13 protein-coding genes and 3 pseudogenes are annotated in these 18,929 nt (G+C 59.7%); 9 read left to right on the top strand and 7 right to left on the bottom strand.

The features are described 5' to 3' along the window. Positions 1 to 159: 159 nt before the first annotated feature. The 3 genes from HV744_RS22380 to HV744_RS22390 all read right to left on the bottom strand — a co-directional run bounded on the left by HV744_RS22380 (position 160) and on the right by HV744_RS22390 (position 4,962). Positions 160 to 1,851 (bottom strand): methyl-accepting chemotaxis protein, encoded by a 1,692-nt coding sequence (locus HV744_RS22380; protein WP_175151589.1) that lies wholly within the window; start codon positions 1,849 to 1,851, stop codon positions 160 to 162. Between the two features lie 516 nt (positions 1,852 to 2,367). Then, on the bottom strand, positions 2,368 to 3,681 hold the full coding sequence (locus HV744_RS22385) for an MFS transporter (protein WP_175151590.1): 1,314 nt from the start codon (positions 3,679 to 3,681) through the stop codon (positions 2,368 to 2,370). 99 nt (positions 3,682 to 3,780) lie between these two features. Beyond that, positions 3,781 to 4,962 carry a mandelate racemase/muconate lactonizing enzyme family protein gene (locus tag HV744_RS22390; protein WP_175151591.1) on the bottom strand — a complete coding sequence of 394 codons (1,182 nt, stop codon included), beginning with the start codon at positions 4,960 to 4,962 and terminating at the stop codon, positions 3,781 to 3,783. Positions 4,963 to 5,215: 253 nt separating this feature from the next. On the opposite strand from HV744_RS22390, the gene HV744_RS22395 reads away from it, so the two are divergent. The 4 genes and pseudogenes from HV744_RS22395 to HV744_RS22410 form a co-directional block, all read left to right on the top strand. Further along, positions 5,216 to 6,166 carry a hydroxyacid dehydrogenase gene (locus HV744_RS22395; protein ID WP_175151592.1) on the top strand — a complete coding sequence of 317 codons (951 nt, stop codon included), beginning with the start codon at positions 5,216 to 5,218 and terminating at the stop codon, positions 6,164 to 6,166. Positions 6,167 to 6,438: 272 nt separating this feature from the next. Continuing rightward, positions 6,439 to 7,173 carry a GntR family transcriptional regulator gene (locus tag HV744_RS22400; protein ID WP_175151593.1) on the top strand — a complete coding sequence of 245 codons (735 nt, stop codon included), beginning with the start codon at positions 6,439 to 6,441 and terminating at the stop codon, positions 7,171 to 7,173. A gap of 53 nt (positions 7,174 to 7,226) precedes the next feature. Further along, positions 7,227 to 8,966 carry a ClcB-like voltage-gated chloride channel protein gene (locus HV744_RS22405; RefSeq protein WP_175151594.1) on the top strand — a complete coding sequence of 580 codons (1,740 nt, stop codon included), beginning with the start codon at positions 7,227 to 7,229 and terminating at the stop codon, positions 8,964 to 8,966. Positions 8,967 to 9,155: 189 nt separating this feature from the next. Continuing rightward, positions 9,156 to 9,440, top strand: a pseudogene (locus HV744_RS22410) (transposase); the annotation flags it as partial. A 21-nt stretch (positions 9,441 to 9,461) separates the two neighbouring features. On the opposite strand, the gene HV744_RS22415 reads toward HV744_RS22410, so the two are convergent. Continuing rightward, positions 9,462 to 9,692 (bottom strand): hypothetical protein, encoded by a 231-nt coding sequence (locus tag HV744_RS22415; protein WP_175151595.1) that lies wholly within the window; start codon positions 9,690 to 9,692, stop codon positions 9,462 to 9,464. A 45-nt stretch (positions 9,693 to 9,737) separates the two neighbouring features. On the opposite strand from HV744_RS22415, the pseudogene HV744_RS22420 reads away from it, so the two are divergent. Then, positions 9,738 to 10,418, top strand: a pseudogene (locus HV744_RS22420) (IS30 family transposase); the annotation flags it as partial. A 129-nt stretch (positions 10,419 to 10,547) separates the two neighbouring features. Here HV744_RS22420 and HV744_RS22425 read toward each other — a convergent pair. Continuing rightward, a pseudogene (locus HV744_RS22425) lies at positions 10,548 to 10,883 on the bottom strand (tyrosine-type recombinase/integrase); the annotation flags it as partial. A 271-nt stretch (positions 10,884 to 11,154) separates the two neighbouring features. On the opposite strand from HV744_RS22425, the gene HV744_RS22430 reads away from it, so the two are divergent. Both HV744_RS22430 and HV744_RS22435 read left to right on the top strand, forming a co-directional pair. Continuing rightward, positions 11,155 to 12,699, top strand: coding sequence for a phospholipase C (locus HV744_RS22430; protein ID WP_175151596.1), 1,545 nt, complete (start codon positions 11,155 to 11,157; stop codon positions 12,697 to 12,699). Between the two features lie 172 nt (positions 12,700 to 12,871). After that, on the top strand, positions 12,872 to 15,760 hold the full coding sequence (locus HV744_RS22435) for a bifunctional YncE family protein/alkaline phosphatase family protein (RefSeq protein WP_246279151.1): 2,889 nt from the start codon (positions 12,872 to 12,874) through the stop codon (positions 15,758 to 15,760). A 341-nt stretch (positions 15,761 to 16,101) separates the two neighbouring features. On the opposite strand, the gene HV744_RS22440 is transcribed toward HV744_RS22435, so the two are convergent. After that, positions 16,102 to 16,299 carry a DUF3562 domain-containing protein gene (locus HV744_RS22440; protein WP_175151598.1) on the bottom strand — a complete coding sequence of 66 codons (198 nt, stop codon included), beginning with the start codon at positions 16,297 to 16,299 and terminating at the stop codon, positions 16,102 to 16,104. A gap of 295 nt (positions 16,300 to 16,594) precedes the next feature. Beyond that, a complete protein-coding gene (locus HV744_RS22445; protein WP_246279148.1) occupies positions 16,595 to 16,828 on the bottom strand; it encodes a hypothetical protein in 234 nt (77 codons plus the stop codon). Positions 16,829 to 16,956: 128 nt separating this feature from the next. Here HV744_RS22445 and HV744_RS22450 point away from each other — a divergent pair, with 128 nt between their 5' ends. Both HV744_RS22450 and HV744_RS22455 read left to right on the top strand, forming a co-directional pair. After that, entirely contained in the window at positions 16,957 to 17,193 is a 237-nt protein-coding gene (locus HV744_RS22450; RefSeq protein WP_175151600.1) for a hypothetical protein, read from the top strand. Between the two features lie 482 nt (positions 17,194 to 17,675). Beyond that, the gene (locus HV744_RS22455) at positions 17,676 to 18,842 is read left to right on the top strand and encodes a porin (protein WP_175151693.1); all 1,167 of its coding nucleotides are present in this window, start codon (positions 17,676 to 17,678) and stop codon (positions 18,840 to 18,842) included. Positions 18,843 to 18,929: the final 87 nt, after the last annotated feature.

An 18,929-nucleotide genomic window follows, 5' to 3' on the forward strand; every position in this document is an offset into this window, starting at 1 on the left:
TGAACTCCGCCGTGTACGCTTGTTTTGGTACCTTGAACATCGTTTCTTTCCTTCCTTTGGGTCGAGTTTACACACGACCTACCGGAAGGCGAAATTTCGGGGGAAGCTCACCCGCAGCATACCAGCCTCCGCTATTGCGACGGAACCAAATCATAGCGGCTAGAACGTCTGCCAATCCGGCTCGGTGGTCGGACTCGAGGCGCCAGTCGTGGAGAGTCGCGGTGCGTCGGAGGCGGGCAGGGCTTTGGGGAATTTCGGCAAGGCTGCCCTCGTCAATGTCGGGCGCGTTATCTCGCCCAATGACGGGTTTGTGAAGTGCCGGCCGTCGAGTTGGAATATCGCTACCGAGTCACGTAGTGCCCGGGCCTGTTCAGCCATCGATTGCGCTGCGGCCGCGGCTTCTTCGACCAGCGCGGCGTTCTGCTGGGTAACCTGGTCCATCTGGCTGACAGCCTGGTTGACCTGTTCGATGCCGGTGCTTTGCTCATGGGATGCTGCGGAGATGTCACTCATGATGGCGGTCACGCGCTTCACCGACAGCACGATCTCCCGGATCGTGTCGCCAGCTTGCTCGACGAGTTGCGAACCGACATTCACACGACCCACCGACTCGCCAATCAGATCCTTGATTTCCCGAGCGGCGGTCGCACTGCGTTGCGCGAGAGTGCGGACTTCGCTCGCCACCACCGCGAAGCCGCGGCCCTGCTCACCGGCCCGGGCCGCTTCAACCGCCGCATTGAGCGCGAGAATGTTGGTCTGAAACGCGATGCTTTCGATCACGCCGATGATCTCGGCAACCTTGGCGGAGCTATCGGAGATCTCCTGCATGGTCTCGACCACACGCCTAACCTCGTCTCCGCCACGCTGCGCGACCTCCGATGCGCTGCTCGCCAGCGTGCTGGCCTGCTGGGCGTTGTCCGCGTTCTGACGGACCGTCGCGGTCAGCTCTTCCATGCTCGAGGCCGTCTCCTCAAGCGACGCGGCCTGCTCCTCCGTGCGCTGCGACAGATCGGTATTGCCCGCCGCCACCTGTTCGGTGGCGGACGAAATCGCGAGGCTTGCCTGCTTGACGCCGCCGACGACGCCAGCCAGGTTGCCAATCGCCCGGTTCACCGACTCGGCCAGGTTGCCGATCTCGTCGTGGCTCTCGACGTGTACCTGGACGCGCAGGTCGCCCTGCGCCAGGGCATTGGCACCGTCGACCACACGCTGCAAAGGACGGACGATTGAACGCGTCACCACCGCGCAAAGTATCAGCGCCACCATCATTGCCAGCACCGCCGCTCCCCACAGGACTGCGCGCGCCATGTTATAGACGTCGTTGCTGTCCTTCACATCGGCGTCCATCATGCTCTGAACCAGACTCTTGAACTCGTCTTGCTGCTGGATAAGTGCGGTTCGCAGCAGCCCCGCCTTCAAGAGCGTTGCGCGTGCCGCATCGTTGTCATGCGCCTCCAATTGCGCGTACGCGGGCTTCAGGGCCTCCTCGTAAGGCACACGCGCTTGCAGCACCCGGTCGAAGAGCGCGCGGCCCCTCGCCGTGGTGATCAGACGAGGGATAGCCTGATAGTCCGACTCATTATTCGTGAAGGCCCGGGCGTGTTCGACTCTGTCCCGCTGTGCTTCGGGCGTTGGTTCCTCGAGCGCGGCATACGTCATCACTGCTTCCCGGAGCGTCGCCGCCTGGATCCTATTTACGAGCCTCAGTTCCTTGGCGCGAAGACCGACGATACTTTGCGTGGTCGCATTCATACGCGCCATCTGCAGATGGGCGGTCAAGCAGATCGCCAACAGGAAAGCCAGGACAACACCAAATGTACCCAGCAGTCGCGCACCAATTTTCAATTTCATTATTCACACCTGTTTTGAACTTGCGGGAGAGTCGGCTTACCTGTGGCGAGCCTCGGCTTAAGATTAGGCGTGCCCCGAGATGAGTGCTGTCCGGGGGGCGAATCTTTGTTGCACGACGCGACGCGCGACACCGTTTTATTGACGGTGTCAGGCAAAAGGTTCGTCACATAAACAGCTTGCTTGCATATCGCTTTTGTGAATCTTTAGTCTCATGTATTGTGTGTTGCTGACCCTGAGGCTGAGCCACCCAGACCGGTTGCCGATAGACCGACGACTTCTTTTTCCGTAAACTTGCTCATGGTGGATAATTTGTTGGTTGCTGGTTTCCGACTTCGACAATCAGATTCTTAGCTGAAACCTCCACCGCCTTCAATCTCGCACCTCAATCCCCGTACACCAGTTCCGACTTTATCTTTTCTGCGCTCCGTTTGGCACATGGTACCTTTCACGCAAGTCAGGACGACGCTGCTGCCTCGCGCAGCGCCATCCAGGTGAATTCCCCCGGCGGGTTGGTCACTACGTTGAAGTCTTTGGTGCCGCAACGAAAATCAGGAGTACGCCGATGACTGATATCACGGCCATTGCCACGAAGCCTCCAACGAATGTCCCGGCGACCGTCTTGGCATAACCAAGGATGATGGGACTGAAGAACCCTCCGAACATACCAATGGTACTGATATAGCCGATACCCGCAGCTTTCGCTGACGTCGACAGATACTGGGTCGGCATGGCCCAGAAAATCGCAAACGCCGTGAAAATGCCAATGGAGGCGAGCGACAGAAGGATGATTGTTCCGTAGATGTTGGCGTAGAACAGACCAATGAGCGCAAAGCCGATTGCCGTCAGAGCGAAAGGAAGCGCGAAGTGCCAGCGCCGTTCGCGCATCTTGTCGGAGTGGCCCGCGATAATAAGCATGCCAATTGCCCCGACGACGTACGGGATGGCTGACAGTATGCCGATATCGAAGACGTCGCGGATTCCCGTGTCCTTAATCAAGGTCGGAGCCCAGACAGCCAGCGTATTGTTGGCGGCGACAACGGCGAAGTAAGCCAGCCCGAACGCATAAATGCGGGGAAGCTTGATGACGTCACGCAGTCCGACAGCATTGTGGTTTGCGCTCGCGTGGTCCTCCTTCAGGTCTTGCGTCAGGATGTCCTTTTCCTCCCTGCTGAGCCACTTTGCGTCCTTGGGATAATCCTGGAGGTAGTAATAGGCGAACACACCGAGCAGGACTGTGGGTACCCCTTCAACCACGAAGAGCCATTGCCAGCTGCTCATCAGGCCCCATGCTTGCGAATACTTCAGAATCAGGCCGGAGATTGGGCCGCCGATGACACCGGAAGTTGTCGCGGCGAGGTAGAACAGCGACGTGATTCGGGCACGGCGGTTCGCGGGGAACCAGTAGGTCAGGTACAGGATGACCCCGGGCATGAATCCCGCCTCAGCCGCACCAAGAAGAAAGCGGACCAGATAAAACTGGGTCGGCGTATGTACGAAAGCAGTCAACCCAGACAGTAAGCCCCAGAGAACCATGATTCGAATGAAAGTCGCGCGCGCACCTACCTTTTGCAGATAGAGGCTGCTCGGGACCTCGAAGATGACGTATCCGATGAAGAACAGCCCTGCACCGAGTGCGAACGAGAAGTCACTTAGCGCCAGGTCTTTCATGAACTGGAGTTTTGCAAAACTGATGTTGAACCGGTTGAGCTGGTTGATCGCGTACGCCACAAAAATAAACGGCGCGAGCCTCAGAGTCAGTTTCCGGTACAGCTTGTTTCTTGCAACATCGGCGGCTTCCGCGGCTGCGGGCAGGTAAGCGCTAGTTTCCATGTCCCCTCGTTATCGGGTTGATTCATTCAGGTTCGGTGTGCCAGCGCAACTGCCTTTCCGGGGTGGCTACGCTGGCGCATAAAAGGCTTATTGCGCCGCTTAACGGACAGCGTCCACGGACGCTGCCGCCTCGCGAATGTGCTCTCGCAATTCGGTCAGGTTCGGTTCGATGCCGATTCCCGGAGCGTTTCCGAGACTCACCCGACCGTTGACGAGCGTGTCGAGCGGACCGTGCAGTAAGGTACGAAGCGGATTCGGATTAGAATCGATTTCGAGCATCCCGTCCCCGCCAGTCGCGGCGAGCAGATGTGCGGAAGCAAGGAGACCGACGCCACCGCCAAGGTAGTGCGGACAGTATGTAAGCGCGGCAACTTGCGTTGACCGGATGACTCGCAGACAGCCAGAAATGCCGCCCCACTTGGCGGCGTCCGGCTGGATGACAGCGAACGCACGCGACGCAATTGCAGCGTCGAATTCATCATGGCCGGCAATGTTTTCACCTCCAGCGAGCGGCACTGGAGAGCTATCTGCCAGCGTTTGCCATTCGCTCAACGGACGGTCGCAGCGCAGGGGTTCTTCCAGCCAGCCAAGATTGAAGGGCGCCAGCAGAGGTACGATTTCGAGTGCCTGGGGCAGAGCCCACGCCTGATTCGCATCGACCATGAGCCGACGATTCGGGCCGATTATTTCCCGAAGTATTTTCAGGTTGTTCACGTCCCGCTCGACGCCAAACCCGACTTTCAGTTTGAACGCCTCGTATCCTCGCTCGAGCTTCTCAGCAACAAGCTCCGCAGACCCGACAGGATTAAGGCCGCTGGCGTAAGCAGGGATGTTGTCGGAGGAACCACCGAGCAGCTTCCAGAGCGGAAGGCCGGCCCTACGGGCACGCAGGTCCCAGAGAGCGAGGTCAACCCCCGCAATTGCCTGCGCAAAAGGGCCGGGCTCGCCGGATTGCAACGCTAGCACCGCCGTGGCTTCGGTCAGGTCACGGAAAATCTCGGTGGGATGTGCGACGCGGCAGCCGGTGAGCATCGGCGCCAATACGGTCGACACGATGGCCGCGCGGTGCTCGGCGCCGCACGCCGGAAAATTCGACCAGATTTCGCCCCATCCGGTGCAGCCATCCGAATCCGTCACTGAAACAAGGACGGCCGGGCGGTCGTGCATCGTGCCGAACGACGTGCGCACTGGGGTTGCAATTGGACAGCGCAGAACGTGAACTTCGACTCGTCCGACCGTCAACGGCCCAACCTGAACTTCGATTTCATCAATTCGCTTCATGTGACGTAGGTCTCTTTATTGGAGGCAAATACAGTTCAGTTCAAAATTGACTTATGCTTAAAGTATCGTTTACCATACTATAAGATATTGAGCCGTTCAACTTCTGCGTCGTGGTCCCAGGGTTTACAACCAGCGTGGATGGAGCGGTCGGGCGGGGAGCCGGCGTCGCAGTTCCTACCTCGGCCCCTCTAACGGCACACTCCACAAGAAAGCCCTGTCGCTACGAAGTATCAAAGAACGAGGAACGCCGGAAATGAACGCATTGCGAAAAAAAGTCGTAGTCAGCGAGTTTATGGATTCACTCGCTGTTGATTCATTGCGAGAGCATTTCAATGTGCTGGAGGACCGCGCTCTCGTAGACGACCCCGAACGTCTTTTCGAGGCCGTGCATGACGCCGATGCAATCATCATCAGGAACCGGACGCAGATAAATCCGGCACTGCTGGAGCGCGCCCAGCGTCTGTCTGTCGTGGGCCGTCTCGGTGTCGGGTTGGACAATATCGACCTGAAAGCCTGCGAGCAGCGGCAGGTCAGCGTCATTCCAGCGACCGGTGCCAACGCCCAGGCAGTCGCTGAATACGTGATTTCGACGGCGATGATGCTTCTGCGCGGCGCCTATATGTCATCCGCCGACGTGGCATCTGGAACATGGCCGCGACCGCAGCTCTCAAATGGCCGCGAGTTCGCTGGTAGCACATTGGCAATAGTCGGTTTCGGTGGCATTGGCCAGCTCGTTGCGCGTCTGGCGACTGGGCTCGGTGTTCGGGTTATCGCATTTGACCCGCGTTTGGCCGAGGACGCTCAGGCATGGCAACTGACGGGCGCGCGACGTGTCACCTTTGAGGAGGCCGTCGCCGGGGCTGACGTATTGACGCTGCATGTGCCGCTTGGCGAAGAGACTCGAAACATGCTGGGGAAGATTCAGCTGGAGAGCATGAAGCGCCATGCCGTTGTGATTAACGCGGCACGCGGAGGAATTCTGGACGAGTCAGCGCTCGCAGTCGCATTGCGTGAAGGGCGTTTGGGCGGAGCCGCACTGGATGTGTTCGAGGAGGAGCCCATGCGCGACGGTTCCATCTTTGCGGGTTTGCCTAACGTGATACTGACGCCACACATTGCAGGGTTGACGCTTCAGTCCAACGAGCGGGTTAGCACGTTGATTGCCGAGGAAGTGACAAAGGCTCTGCGCCAGAACAACAACTGACTCCTTGCGCACGGAAGTACGGTTGACCGCAATCAGACTCGCGTGAGTTCGGGGGGCGATTCGCGCTTCCGGGACCCTTGTTCCGGAAAAAGTTGACCGTTACTGGAGCCGCACTCAGCGTTCGCGGCTTCCCGTTATTCGTTTGACAGACTGTAATCTGGTCTCCCGGAAATGTGATGCGTGGTGGCCGATAGCATGGACCAAGCGTCAATTCGTCGCGGGATGCTGGAGACGCTTTATAGTAGAAGTTCTAAATTCCATAAGTATCGATAATGTCGCGCGTCTCGTTGTCAAGCCCGGTTCCGCTGTATCTGCAGATTGCTGACTCGCTTCGCGACCGGATTGCTCGCGGGGTCTGGCAGCAGGGCGAGGTAATTCCGACTCTCGAGCAGATTGCGGCCGAGTTTGATGTCGCGCGGGTGACAGCCCGTCAAGCCGTGCAATTACTGATGAGCGAGGGGGCACTCACTCCTCAACGGGGAAGGGGAACCTTCGTCTCCGCGACACCGCCAATAATGAAGCCGGTGCAGGTTGTCACGACCCTGCAGGCGCTGGCCGAAATGTATCAGGCGACCAGTCAGCAACCTCTCACGGTGGAGGAGAGCAGAAGGAAACCACCCGTCACCGCAGCTGATGGGGAACTCGCGGAAGAGTACATCTACATGAAACGTGTGCATTCCTCGGATGGTCTGCCCTACTGCGTCATCTCGCTCTATCTGGACGACAAGATTTTCTCGATGTCGCCTGACAGGTTCCGCAACGAACTCGTCATCCCGATTCTGGTGTCCCTCTCTCCGCAGCGCATTGCGAAGGCCAGGCAGACGCTGACTATCGGCAGCGCCGACGCAGAGACTGCGCGTTTGCTTCGTGTACCGACTGATGCGCCCATAGCCCGGGTCCAGCGTGTTTTCAACGACCCTGATAACGTCGTTATCTACTACGCAGATGTCGTCTATAGGGGTGACGCAGTCAAGGTCGAAATGGATTTGGGAAGCGTGTCTTCCTAAGCTGGACGTATCGATACGAGGGCGAAGGAAACCTCCGACTGCTACACAAAAAAATGAACAGGAACCCCTTCGCACCCCGGACCTTCATCTGGAAAATACTGCGACAGCCCGACGGGCACGCGATGCTGCTCTGGGCGGTCGTCGTAGGCGTTGCGGGCGCGTATGCCACTGCTGCCTTCCGCGAAGGTATTGACCTGCTGCAGAAGTGCTTTGGCGGTGAGCCCGGCAATTTTGTCGAGATGGCCCGACACATGCCCTGGCCCGCCCGGGTTGCGTTGCCAACGGTCGGCGGACTGATTGCCGGCATCTGCCTCGTACTGGCGCGCCGCAGTTCTTCAAAGTCTGGTGCCGACTATATGGAGGCCGTCACGATTGGTGACGGCGTTGTGCCGGTCTGGCAAAGCATGTGGCGCAGCATCTCCTCACTTTTCACCATCGCGAGTGGCGGCTCGATTGGCCGTGAAGGCTCGATGGTTCAACTGGCCGCTCTATGCTCGTCCATGATCGGACGCTGGGTGCGCTTCGACCCGGCACGTTTGCGCACGCTCGTCGCATGCGGTGCGGCTGCGGGTATCACCTCGGCATATAACGCACCTATCGCCGGCGCCTTTTTCGTGACGGAAGTGGTGCTCGGTTCCATGGCGATGGAATGGTTTGGCCCGATTCTGGTCTCGTCAGTCGTGGCCAATATCACGATGCGCGAGTTCGCCGGTTACCGGCCGCCGTACCAGATGCCAGTTTTCCCAACCGTCACCGGCATTGAAGTGCTGCCCTTCATTGTGCTGGGGCTACTGTGCGGGGTACTGGCGCCGCGTTTTCTTCGGTTGCTTTCCGCGTCGAAGAAGGGCTTCGGCAAGGTACCGTTACCTCTGCCGCTGAAGCTTGGGCTCGGCGGTCTTATTGTCGGTGTCGTCTCCATCTGGGCGCCAGAGGTCTGGGGTAATGGCTACGAGGTGGTGAACTCGCTGTTGCATCAACCCTGGACGTGGACAGCGCTTCTTATCGTGCTCGCCCTCAAGGTGATCGCGACGCTGGCCACGGCCGGCACCGGAGCAGTGGGTGGCGTCTTCACGCCGACCCTGTTCGTTGGAGCCGTGGTGGGATGCCTCTTCGGGGTAAGCGTTCATGGAATCTGGCCGCACACGACTTCGGAGCCTTTCGCCTACGTAATCGTGGGGATGGGCGCATTTCTCGCTGGAGCCACCAACGCTCCGTTGATGGCCATCCTGATGATTTTCGAGATGACGCTATCCTACCAGGTCGTGCTGCCGCTCATGCTTTCATGCGTCATCGCTTACTTCGCCGCACGCAACGCGGAGCACACTTCGATGTACGAGACCACGGTACGACGCAACCGTGCGCAGAGGGACCGGCTGCGCCTGGCGGCTACACGGATGCGGGAACTCATGAAGCCTGCCGAGACAGTCGTTACGCTTGACGCGAGTGTTGAGGAGCTGACCCGCATGTTCCTCGCCCATCCGGTGAAGTACCTGTATGTGGTGGACGAACAGCAGCGTTTTTGCGGCGTGGTGGCCCTTGAGGACCTCGCATCCGACCACATCGCTTCGCCCCAGAGCCCGCGGCGGACGACCGCGGCCGACTATCTGCTTCCCGACTTCCATGTGCTGACTCCGGACATGACGCTCGGCCAAGGTCTGCAGCTTTTCCTCAATTTCCGTGGCGAACGCCTGCCCGTCATTGATCCGAAATCCAAATCCGCTCCGATTCTCGGAGTTGTTCACAAGACGTCGTTGCTCGACGCCTATGTGCGGATGAACCCCGCAACACTCTGAACCGTGTCTGCCGATATCGGAGAGATTTGAACTTTTGATATTGCCTCCTGTGCATGCCGCTGCGATGTATCAGTGGCGCGTGCCGACGCAGGATGTGTTGAGTGTTCCCACTGGTTTTCTTACTTCCGAGTCGTTGAGACTCAACAAGCTTCTTGCGTTTCTACAGAGGGCGTGCCACGCGAAATGGGCAACGTGCTCAACGCGCTGCCGAAGTCGCAGCGAGGCCGAGCCAAAGCAGATCTGCAGGCGATCTGGATGGCCGCCACGCGCGACGACGCGTATGCCGCGTTCGATCGTTTCGTGACGGTCTACGCGGCGAAATATCCGAAGGCGACAGAAACGTTGAAGAGGGACCGCGAAAGCCTGCTGGCGTTTTACGACTTCCCGGCGGAGCACTGGCAGCATTTGCGGACAACCAACGCGATCGAGTCGACGTTCGCGACCGTGCGTCACCGGACTACACGCACGCGCAACAGGTCATAGTCGGCGCCCGGATCACTGGTTATCGTTCAGCTTTCCTCCATTTTTCAACACCTTCTCGTTAGTGAGAACATTGTCCGCGTATTTCGTTTCAAAACCATTCCCGCCCACCCCGACGTAAGCTTTAAGTCCATTCACGAGAGCAGTATGGTTGGCCATTGGATTGTTAACATCGCCGCCAGCGTCTACGATATGACTTCTGAGTTCGAATGCTCCGCCAATAACGTTGTCTAATGGGTTTTTCATGGGCGCGATCAAATTTGAAGTGCAACACCTTGCTCGTGTGTGCCGATGCAAAAAAGAACTTACCGACAACTGCAGCCTGAAGAACGCATGACGATTGCAAGCATGAAGCAGCAGGGTTCGAGCGTTCAGGCCATCGCTCGAATACTCGGGCGCGCGGCGTCAACCGTGAGCCGCGAGCTGGCCAGAAACACGTGTTCTGCCGTGGGCTATGCGTCTGCACCAGCCCAGGCGCTCAGCACGAGCCGACGCGAGGCTGCGCGCCCGTGTCCCAAGCTGCACCCTCAAAGCGTGTCGTGGCGCGTGGTACTCACCCTGCTGGAATGGAAGTGGTCGCCCCAGCAGATCTCAGGTACCCTCAAGCGCATGTCGCCCAACGATCCGACCCAGCACGTCTCGCACGAGACCATCTACACCGCCATCTATGCACAGCCTCGCGGTGAGCTGCGCCGCCAGCTGATCGCCTGTCTGCGCCACGGCCACAGCACGCGTATGTCACGCAAGGGCGGCACTGACCGGCGCGGCCAGATCCCCGACATGGTGAGCATCCATGTGCGCCCGCCTGAGGTCGACGATCGGGTGATGCCAGGCCATTGGGAACGCGACTTCATCAAGGGCGCCGGCAACCAGTCTTCCGTCGGCGTGCTGGTTGAGCGCACCAGTCGCCTGGTGCTGCTGGCGAAGATGGAAGATGCCACCGCCGCCTCGTTTGCAACGAGACTCGATACAGAGCTACTTCGAAGCGAGTTCTCTCGCCAGGCGAGTGAACTTGATACCAGTTATCAAGCCTCTCAAGCGTATGGAATTTCGTATCGCTCAAAAGCAAATGTTCGGCTCCCGCGTATATAAAAGACGTAATCAATTATTCGATCGGACGCGGCGGAGTGCGCGAGGAGCCAGAGTTTGGGTGGCGAAACTGTGACGTAGCGTATGCATCGATACGCGCTTGTCGATGTGTGGCGCCTCGGCTGCGGCATGGATGGCGCGGTTCAGTTGCCGCGTGCTGAGCGGGTCCACTGGATCGAGGCCCGGAAACAGCCAACCACCCTCCAGCATCCGGCCCTGGGCATGGGCCACGCGCCACCACACGCGCAGGCGTTCGAGCAGCACGGGAGACAGCATGGCGTAGCGGTCCTTGCGGCCCTTGCCCTGCTCGATACGCAGGGTCATACGCTGGCTGTCGATGTCCGTGACCGATGACATCTTGGAAAGAGGCGGCGCCATCCCAACGGCGGCTTGGTGGACACGAGCGGCCATCCGTGCCTACATGCTGGCCGACAGGTGCTCGGCCGATCCCTTCGGTGGCAGGGGTTTCTACGTAGAGCGACCGTCACCGGAGTGACATACCCGCTGTCTACGCTCTGTGCAGCCCCCTGGCCGCCCGCCACATCCTCGATTTCCTCGACAAAGTGTTTGTCGGAAGCATTCCCCCTGTGATTGCGAATCGATCTAAAGGAGTCCGCAAATGAAAACGCTTGAGCCTCTGTGTGTCACGCCGGCCAGGATATTGGCGGCGGTGGTGAGCGCTGGACTGTTGATCTCAACGCCGGCCAGACCAGATGATGGATCTTCCACCAAGACTCCTATCAAACACATTGTGGTGATCTTTCAGGAAAACGTCTCCTTCGATCACTACTTCGGCACCTATCCGCACGCAGAGCCAAACAAGGACGGCTCGCGCCTGTTCAATACTGTGAGGAACGATACCCCCAGGCCCAACACGTTGTTGAGCGCTGGTTTGCTGACCAACAACCCCAACGGGACGAATCCGTTTCGTATTGATCGCAGCGTGCCGGTGACCTGCGATCAGGATCACGGTTATGGGAATGAACAGCTCGCGTTTCACGGCGGACTGATGGATCGTTTCCTCAAGCTCAGTTGCAACGACGCAAACCTCGGGCCGAATAGCACGCTGGGCTACTACGATGGCAACACCGTGACTGCGCTGTGGAACTATGCCCAGCACTATGCAATGAGTGACAACTCGTTCGGAACGAGTTTCGGTCCGTCAACGCCCGGCCTTCTCAACCTCGTCGCCGGCACAACTTTCATGGGGACAATCAAAAACGGCCTTTCGGCCAGCGGCAACATTGCCAATGGCGCCACCAGCGGAGCGGTCATCGGCGATCCGGATCCGTACGGCGACATGTGCTCCGCTCCCAAACGCACCCAGATCACGATGTCAGGTCAGAACATTGGCGACCTGTTGAATGCCCGTGGCATCACCTGGGGCGCATTCATGGGGGGCTTTGACAACTGCGCGGCGGCCCATAAAAACGTGGCCGGCAACAGCGTCGTCGACTACATACCGCACCACGCGTTCTTTCAGTATTGGACGAGCACGCAGAATCCGAAGCACCTGCCGCCAGGGTCCGATGCAGCGATCGGCAAGTCGGACCAGGCAAACCATCAATATGACTTAAACAGGTTTTACACGGCGCTCGCGAATCACAACCTGCCGGCGGTGAGCTTCCTGAAAGCGCCCGCGTTTCAGGATGGCCACGCCGGATATTCCGATCCATTGGACGAGCAGAAGTTTATCGTGGGCGTTATCAACGGCATCATGCGCTCACCGGAGTGGCGTGACACTGCGATCTTCATCGTCTACGACGATTCCGATGGATGGTATGACCATGTGATGGGACCCGTCGTCTACCAGTCAAACACGGCTGACGATCAACTCCTGGCCCCTGGAAGCTGCGGCCAGCCCCAGGCGAGCGACCCGGCAGGCGGCACACAGAACGGGCGCTGCGGCTATGGCCCCCGGCTGCCGTTGCTGGTGATATCGCCGTGGGCGAAACGCAACTACATTGACCATCAGGTGACCGACCAGTCCTCCATCCTTCGCTTTATCGAGGACAACTGGGCCATGTCGTCGCGCATCGGCAATGGCTCCGCCGATGCGGTTGCGGGGTCGCTGGATGGACTCTTCGATTTTGATGGGCATCCGCGCGCAGGCCGTCTGATTCTCGATGGGCGTACGGGCGTCATCGCATCGTCCGATGATTGACCGGGGGGCTTTGTCCGCTGGTCGTCCCGGCTCTGGCATCCGGCTTTCTTCAATCGGCCTCGCGAGCGCTGAGTTCGCGAGGCCATCGCACTGCGCGCCATAGACCACCTCACCGGCTCGCACCCGCAAATTTTTTCGAGGAACAACCATGAAGAATCATTCGCTCGAACGCGTGTTCAAGTTGTGCATCGTCGCATCGGCAGCGCTGCTGGCCCTCCAGGCGCGCGCCGATTCACACGACGAAATGGAATCCACAGAACACAACGGAAGGCTGACGCTGGCGACTGGCCAGCACATCACGCCGGCGTTCCTCAGTGGCGCGGTTCAGCAGCCGCTCAACCCGGGCCTGTCCGCGTACCCGAACTTCGTCGCCGGCGAAGCGGTGCGTTCGCAGCTCAGCCCGGACGGCACGACACTCGCGATCGTCTGCGCCGGCCAGAACTCGCTCTACAAGCCCGACGGCACAGTCGATACGGCCAACTCGACGCAGTACATTTTCCTTTACAACGTGGCGGGCGCCAACATGGCGAGGCCGGTGCTGACCCAGGTGATCCAGCAGACCAACGCCCACGTCGGCCTGGTCTTCTCGCCAGACGGTAGCACCCTCTACGCAGCGGGCGGCGTCGACGATGCCGTGTATGCGTACGGCAAGAACGGCGGGGCCTGGTCGCAGGTGGCAAAAATCGCCCTGGGCCATGCTGGCGTGGGCGTGGGCCTGGGCGTGAAACCCAATGCCGGTGGCCTGGGATTGTCCGCGGACGGCAAGACGCTGGTCGTGGCCAACAATTACAACGATTCGATCAGCGTGATTGACACCACCACCCGCACCGTCCGCTACGAGCATGACCTGCGCCCCTTTCAGGCGAACAATGAAGGCACCAGCGGTGCCGCCGGTGGAACCTTTCCGTTTGCGGTGGTCGTGAAGGGCAACGGCACGGCCTACGTGTCTTCCGATCGTGACCGGGAAGTCGTGGTGGTCGACATCTCCTCGCCCACCGCTGGCCGCCTGATCAAGCGCATAAAGCTCGACGGCAATGCCCTCGGGATGACACTCGATGCCACGCAATCCAGGCTGTACGTGGCACAGGACAACGCCGACCAGGTCGCGGTCATCGACACCGCGAGCAACCTGGTCAGCGCCAAGATCGACGCGCGCGCTCCGGCGGACCTGCTGCGCGGAGCGAAGTACACCGGCGCGGCGACGTTCGCGGTGACGCTCGCGAGGGATGGCAGGACGCTTTACGCCGTCAATTCCGGCGCGAACTCGGTGGCCGTGATCCCGCTGACCGGGCGCAATGCGAACACCGTCACGGGCCTGATCCCCACGGCCTACGAGCCGCACGACATCACGTTCAGCGCCGACGGAAACTGGCTGTATATCGTCAACGGCAAGAGCATCACAGGCGCCAACCCGGAACACCTGTATGGCAATACGGCGCTCGTGACCAGCGTCACCTTCCCAGGCGGCAACACGGCGGCCGCGGCTGCGGCGAGAGCGTCGAACCAGTATCAGTTCCAGCTCGAACGCGCGTCCCTGGTCAGCGCCCCAGTACCCAAAGCGTATGACCTGCCCAAGCTGACGGAGATGGTCGCGCGGAACAACTTCTACTCTGGCGAACCGGACGAGCACGACGATGGGACGATCGAATTCCTGCGCAACCGGATCAAGCACATCATTTACATCGTCAAGGAAAACCGCACCTTCGACCAGATCCTCGGTGACCTGAAAAACGGTGCGAACGCTGATCCGACCTTGGCAATGTTCGGCAGGAACATCACGCCGAACTTCCACAACCTGGCGAGCAACTTCGTCACGCTGGACAACTTCATGGACCCCGGCGACGGCAGCATGGACGGCTGGTCATGGGCGCTGCAGGGCCGTGTGACCAACACCGAGACAATCACCCAGCAGATCAACTATGCCGCAGTGAACCGTGGCCTGTCCTACGAATCGGAAGGTACGAACCGCAACGTGCCGGTCAATCTCGCGACGATCGCCGAACGCGACCACGCGACCAACGACGGATTCAGCAGTGGGTCTGCCGCGCTGCCCGGCGGCACGGCCAACCTTCTGCCGGGCGTTGGCAACCACGCGTCCTCCGACGCGCCGTTTGGAATCCAGAAAGGCTACATCTTCGATGCCGTGCTCGCAGCCGGCGGCACGGTGCGCAACTACGGCTTCCTGGTCAGCAACATCGGCAGCATCGGCACCCAGGGGTCGCCGGTGTCGGATCCGTTCGCCGCAGGTATCGTGCAGGTGGCCCCGCTCGAACCGGCGCTCGCCGCGCTTACCGACGTCTACTTCCGCGGTTACGACCAGAACTACCCCGACCTCTGGAGGTACAACGAGTGGAAGCGCGAATTCGACCAGTTCGTGGCGCAGGGCAATCTGCCCAGCCTGTCGACGGTTCGCTTCAGCCATGACCACACGGGCAGCTTCGCCACCGCGCTCGCCGGCGTCAACACACCGGAAACCCAGCAGGCTGATGACGACCTCGCGGTTGGCCGGCTCGTCGAGGCCGTGGCCCACAGCCCCTATGCGGCAAACACCCTGATCATGGTCACCGAAGACGACTGCCAGGACGGCCCGGACCACGTCGATTCGCATCGCGCCACGACGTATGTCGTCGGCCCGTACGTCAAGCAAGGCGCGGTGGTCAAGACGCGCTACAGCCAGGTCAATGTGCTACGGACGATCGAGGACATTCTCGGCACGCAGCACATCAATCTGAACACCGCATATCAGCGGCCGATGACCGATGTCTTCAACACCCGTTCATCAGGTGCCTGGACCTACAACGCCACCGCCTCGACTGTTCTGAAGACGACGACACTGGCGCTCGGCCGGACGGACGGCAGCGTGCAGTTCGCACTGGGCCCGGACGTCAAGCCAAGGCACGACGCCGCGTACTGGGATAGAGTCACTGCCGGCTTCAATTTCGACGAGGCCGATCAGGTGCCTCCCGCCAGATACAACAAGGTGCTGTGGTCCGGCATCAAGGGCAAGAAACCGTATCCGACGCCGGCTCGCAGTCAGGACGTTGCTCAGACGGACGACTGAGACACGTCCCGAATGCTCCCGGGAGAGGCAACGGCGCCTCGCCCGGGAGCGCCGGCCGCGCAAAGGGCCTGGCCGAGGCCTGCGAACTGTGCCCGACCATCGCCAAGTCGGCGGAAAGAAGGAGTCACCGGCAGAACTGACATCGAAATCGCGATCAACAATCAGCGCTCGCGCCTGATGACGGCTGTGGGTCTTGGGCGTGAGCGATGACGACGTGCAGCGTTACGTCTCGTCAGACGGCGTGACTGGCGCCGGGGCGTCTCAATAATGGGCTGGCGCAGGACATCAGGTCATGCGTCAAGTCCAGCGCGGGTAGCTGAAGGGCTTAGAGAAAATGCTCTTTATCGCACCGTCTGGGACGCGGCTCGCAAGGTCTCGCGTACTCGCTTCGCCGCCAGTAGCGGCACGTAGTCGAGAATTCGCGCGTCCTTTTTGTATGCCTCAAGCGTTTCCGCATACATCTTTGACACCGTCTCCTCCGCAGTGTTGGTCGATGCGGCAATTTCGTGCACAACTTCCACCGGATTTTGCGTCGTCATTTGCTGCTCCTTGTCGAAAACGAACGGCGCTTTAATTACAGGAAAGTCCTTAGCTTCTCGCCAATAGAAACCGGCAATCGGTTACGCCTGTCAGTTGACAGATTGATGTCAACCAGGCAAGTCCCAACGAGCGGTGCGTGTCGTTGCCGGCAGACGACGAAACGGAGATGCCTCGTTGCACGGCAACTGACGCAAGGCTAGATTTGAGTCGTCTCCTCCATATCTCCGCGATATGGCTTGGCCCGTGAACGCAGCGGGCTTTCTTTTTGCAGGAGACGGCTGGAGACAGGCGACGTCAGGATCGCTGCCCGGCTAGCGTGGTTTCCGCCGGAACTTCCGCGTAACGGCTCTCGAAAGTCTCATGCATCCGTTTCAACAGGGAGATATATGACTCTCCCTCCGTAGTGAATACGAGCCGCGCGGCGACCAGGTTCGTCTCATCCCAGAGCAGCTCGAACTTTTCGCGAGCAATCCAGACCGGCAGTCGCGACGCCACCAGGTCGGCAAAGTCCTTTTCGATTTCTTCCAATGGCCGATCGGGTCTCTCCGCAGTCTCAGGCATTTCCACGCTCCCGACATTTGTTTCATGGCAAGGACGCGACCGTTGTATCGCCCGCTTTTGACAGATTTTTTCTTGCCCCGGGGAATCATTTTCACATGAATCATCCCTTCGTTGATCGACGAGACGATGCTGAATGGAGCGCATGGACATTGATTGTCGTCTTGTCCGTCCCAAAGCTGTCGTCGCCAGCTTTGTCTGAACGGTTCGAGTTGGCCAAACCCGAAAATGCGTCAACCGACCGAGCGGGCCGCACCGCCCTTGGCCACGAACTTCGGCTGTCGACCGACGCGGCGCGGCGTGCCAAACCTCATTCCAAGGTCGAAGTTCCGTAATCGCCCCATGGACGGGAGCGAACAGGAATCGTAGGCGGTCTCCAGTCACGTCTGACCCAGCAGCGTGGGCAGAACGTCCGTTCTGGAGCGCGGTGGCACGAACGCCAGATAACCGATCCCGCCAGGGGCGCGATGCACTTGTGGGGCGTTTGACGCATCGATGAACTCGTTGTGACACATCGATGGTGCAAGAAATGCCGGTCGTCGGCACCCCCTGTACAACAGCGCTTACACGGTGGCCCGTTCAACGCGATGCGAGGCCGTTGCTTGAATACCACGTAAGCCCCCGCTCCCAAATTGGGGGTCAGCACTGCAGCGCTTTGCCACCCGCATTGAGCTGGAGTTATTGCAAATTTGTGAACAAGAACAAATCGACATTGTGTCGTCGTGGACAATGCATCGTCCAGGCTCTGCTTTTATACTCGCTGCAGTGTTTTTCCCCCAATCTGGACTACTACACACTGGAGTAGTTAATGAAGCCAATGAAGAAAATCCCCATTGCCGTTGCCGTATCCGCAGCACTTGCCGCATCGGCCGCCCACGCGCAAAGCTCTGTCACCCTGTATGGTCTCATCGACGCAGGCCTGATGTACACCAATAATGTCAGCAAGGGCGGCTCACACGGTGCGCTGATTCAAGCAACGAGCGGCAACATCAACGGCAGCCGGTTCGGCCTGCGCGGTGCCGAGGACCTCGGCGGCGGTCTCAAGGCCATCTTCGTGCTGGAAAACGGTTTTAACGTGCAGAATGGCAACCTCGGCCAGCACAGCCGCCTGTTCGGTCGCCAGGCATTTGTGGGCCTGAGCAGCACCGAGTTCGGCACGGTGACGCTGGGCCGCCAGTATGACTCGCTGGTCGACTTTGTGGCGCCGCTGTCCGCCACGGCCGGCACGTTCGGCGACACCGGCTTCGCGCACCCGTTCGACAACGACAACCTGAACCACTCGGTGCGGATGAGCAACGCGGTCAAGTACACGAGCAACAACTTCTCGGGCCTGAAGTTCGGCGGCATGTACGCGTTCTCGAACAGCACTGACTTCGCAATCAATCGTGCTTACAGCGCCGGCGCAAGCTTCAACTATGGCCCGTTTAACGTGGCCGCCGGCTACCTGCAGATCAACGGCTCGAACAGCGCCACGAACACCGGCGGCGCAGTTGACGTGCTGGAATCCACCGCGAACGGTACGGGCGGCTTCCTGGTCGGGGCGCACGTTCAGCGCGTGGTGGGTGCGGGTCTGAATTATGCCTTCGGCCCGGCGGTGGTGGGCTTCGTGTATACGAACAGCCATTTCCAGGGCACGAACTCGTTCAACCTCAACAACGGTTCGCAGCGCTTCGATAACTATGAACTGAACTTCAAGTACACGTTGACACCGGCCGTGACACTCGGCATCGCTGACACGTACACCGATGGCCGTCTGTCAGGCGCAACTCTTGCGGGCAAGCCAGCGTTCGGCACGGATCCCAAGTTCAACCAGGTCAACGTGCAGGCCGTCTACGCGTTTTCGAAGCGCACGGATGTCTACGCCGAAGGCATGTATCAGCGCGCGATCGGCCAGAACTATGTCGCGTTCATCAATACCGCGGGTGGCGCGTCGACGACGGGCAACCAGGTGGTCGGCACCGTAGGACTGCGCACCCGCTTCTAAGGAAACCTCTGATGCGTGACCGGTTGCGCCCTGCCTCCAGGGCGCAACAGCAATGTGCGTCGGTAAATGAACCTCCCGGCGCCGCCC

Origin of the sequence: Paraburkholderia ultramafica, from assembly GCF_902859915.1 — a bacterium.
Taxonomy (GTDB): domain Bacteria; phylum Pseudomonadota; class Gammaproteobacteria; order Burkholderiales; family Burkholderiaceae; genus Paraburkholderia; species Paraburkholderia ultramafica.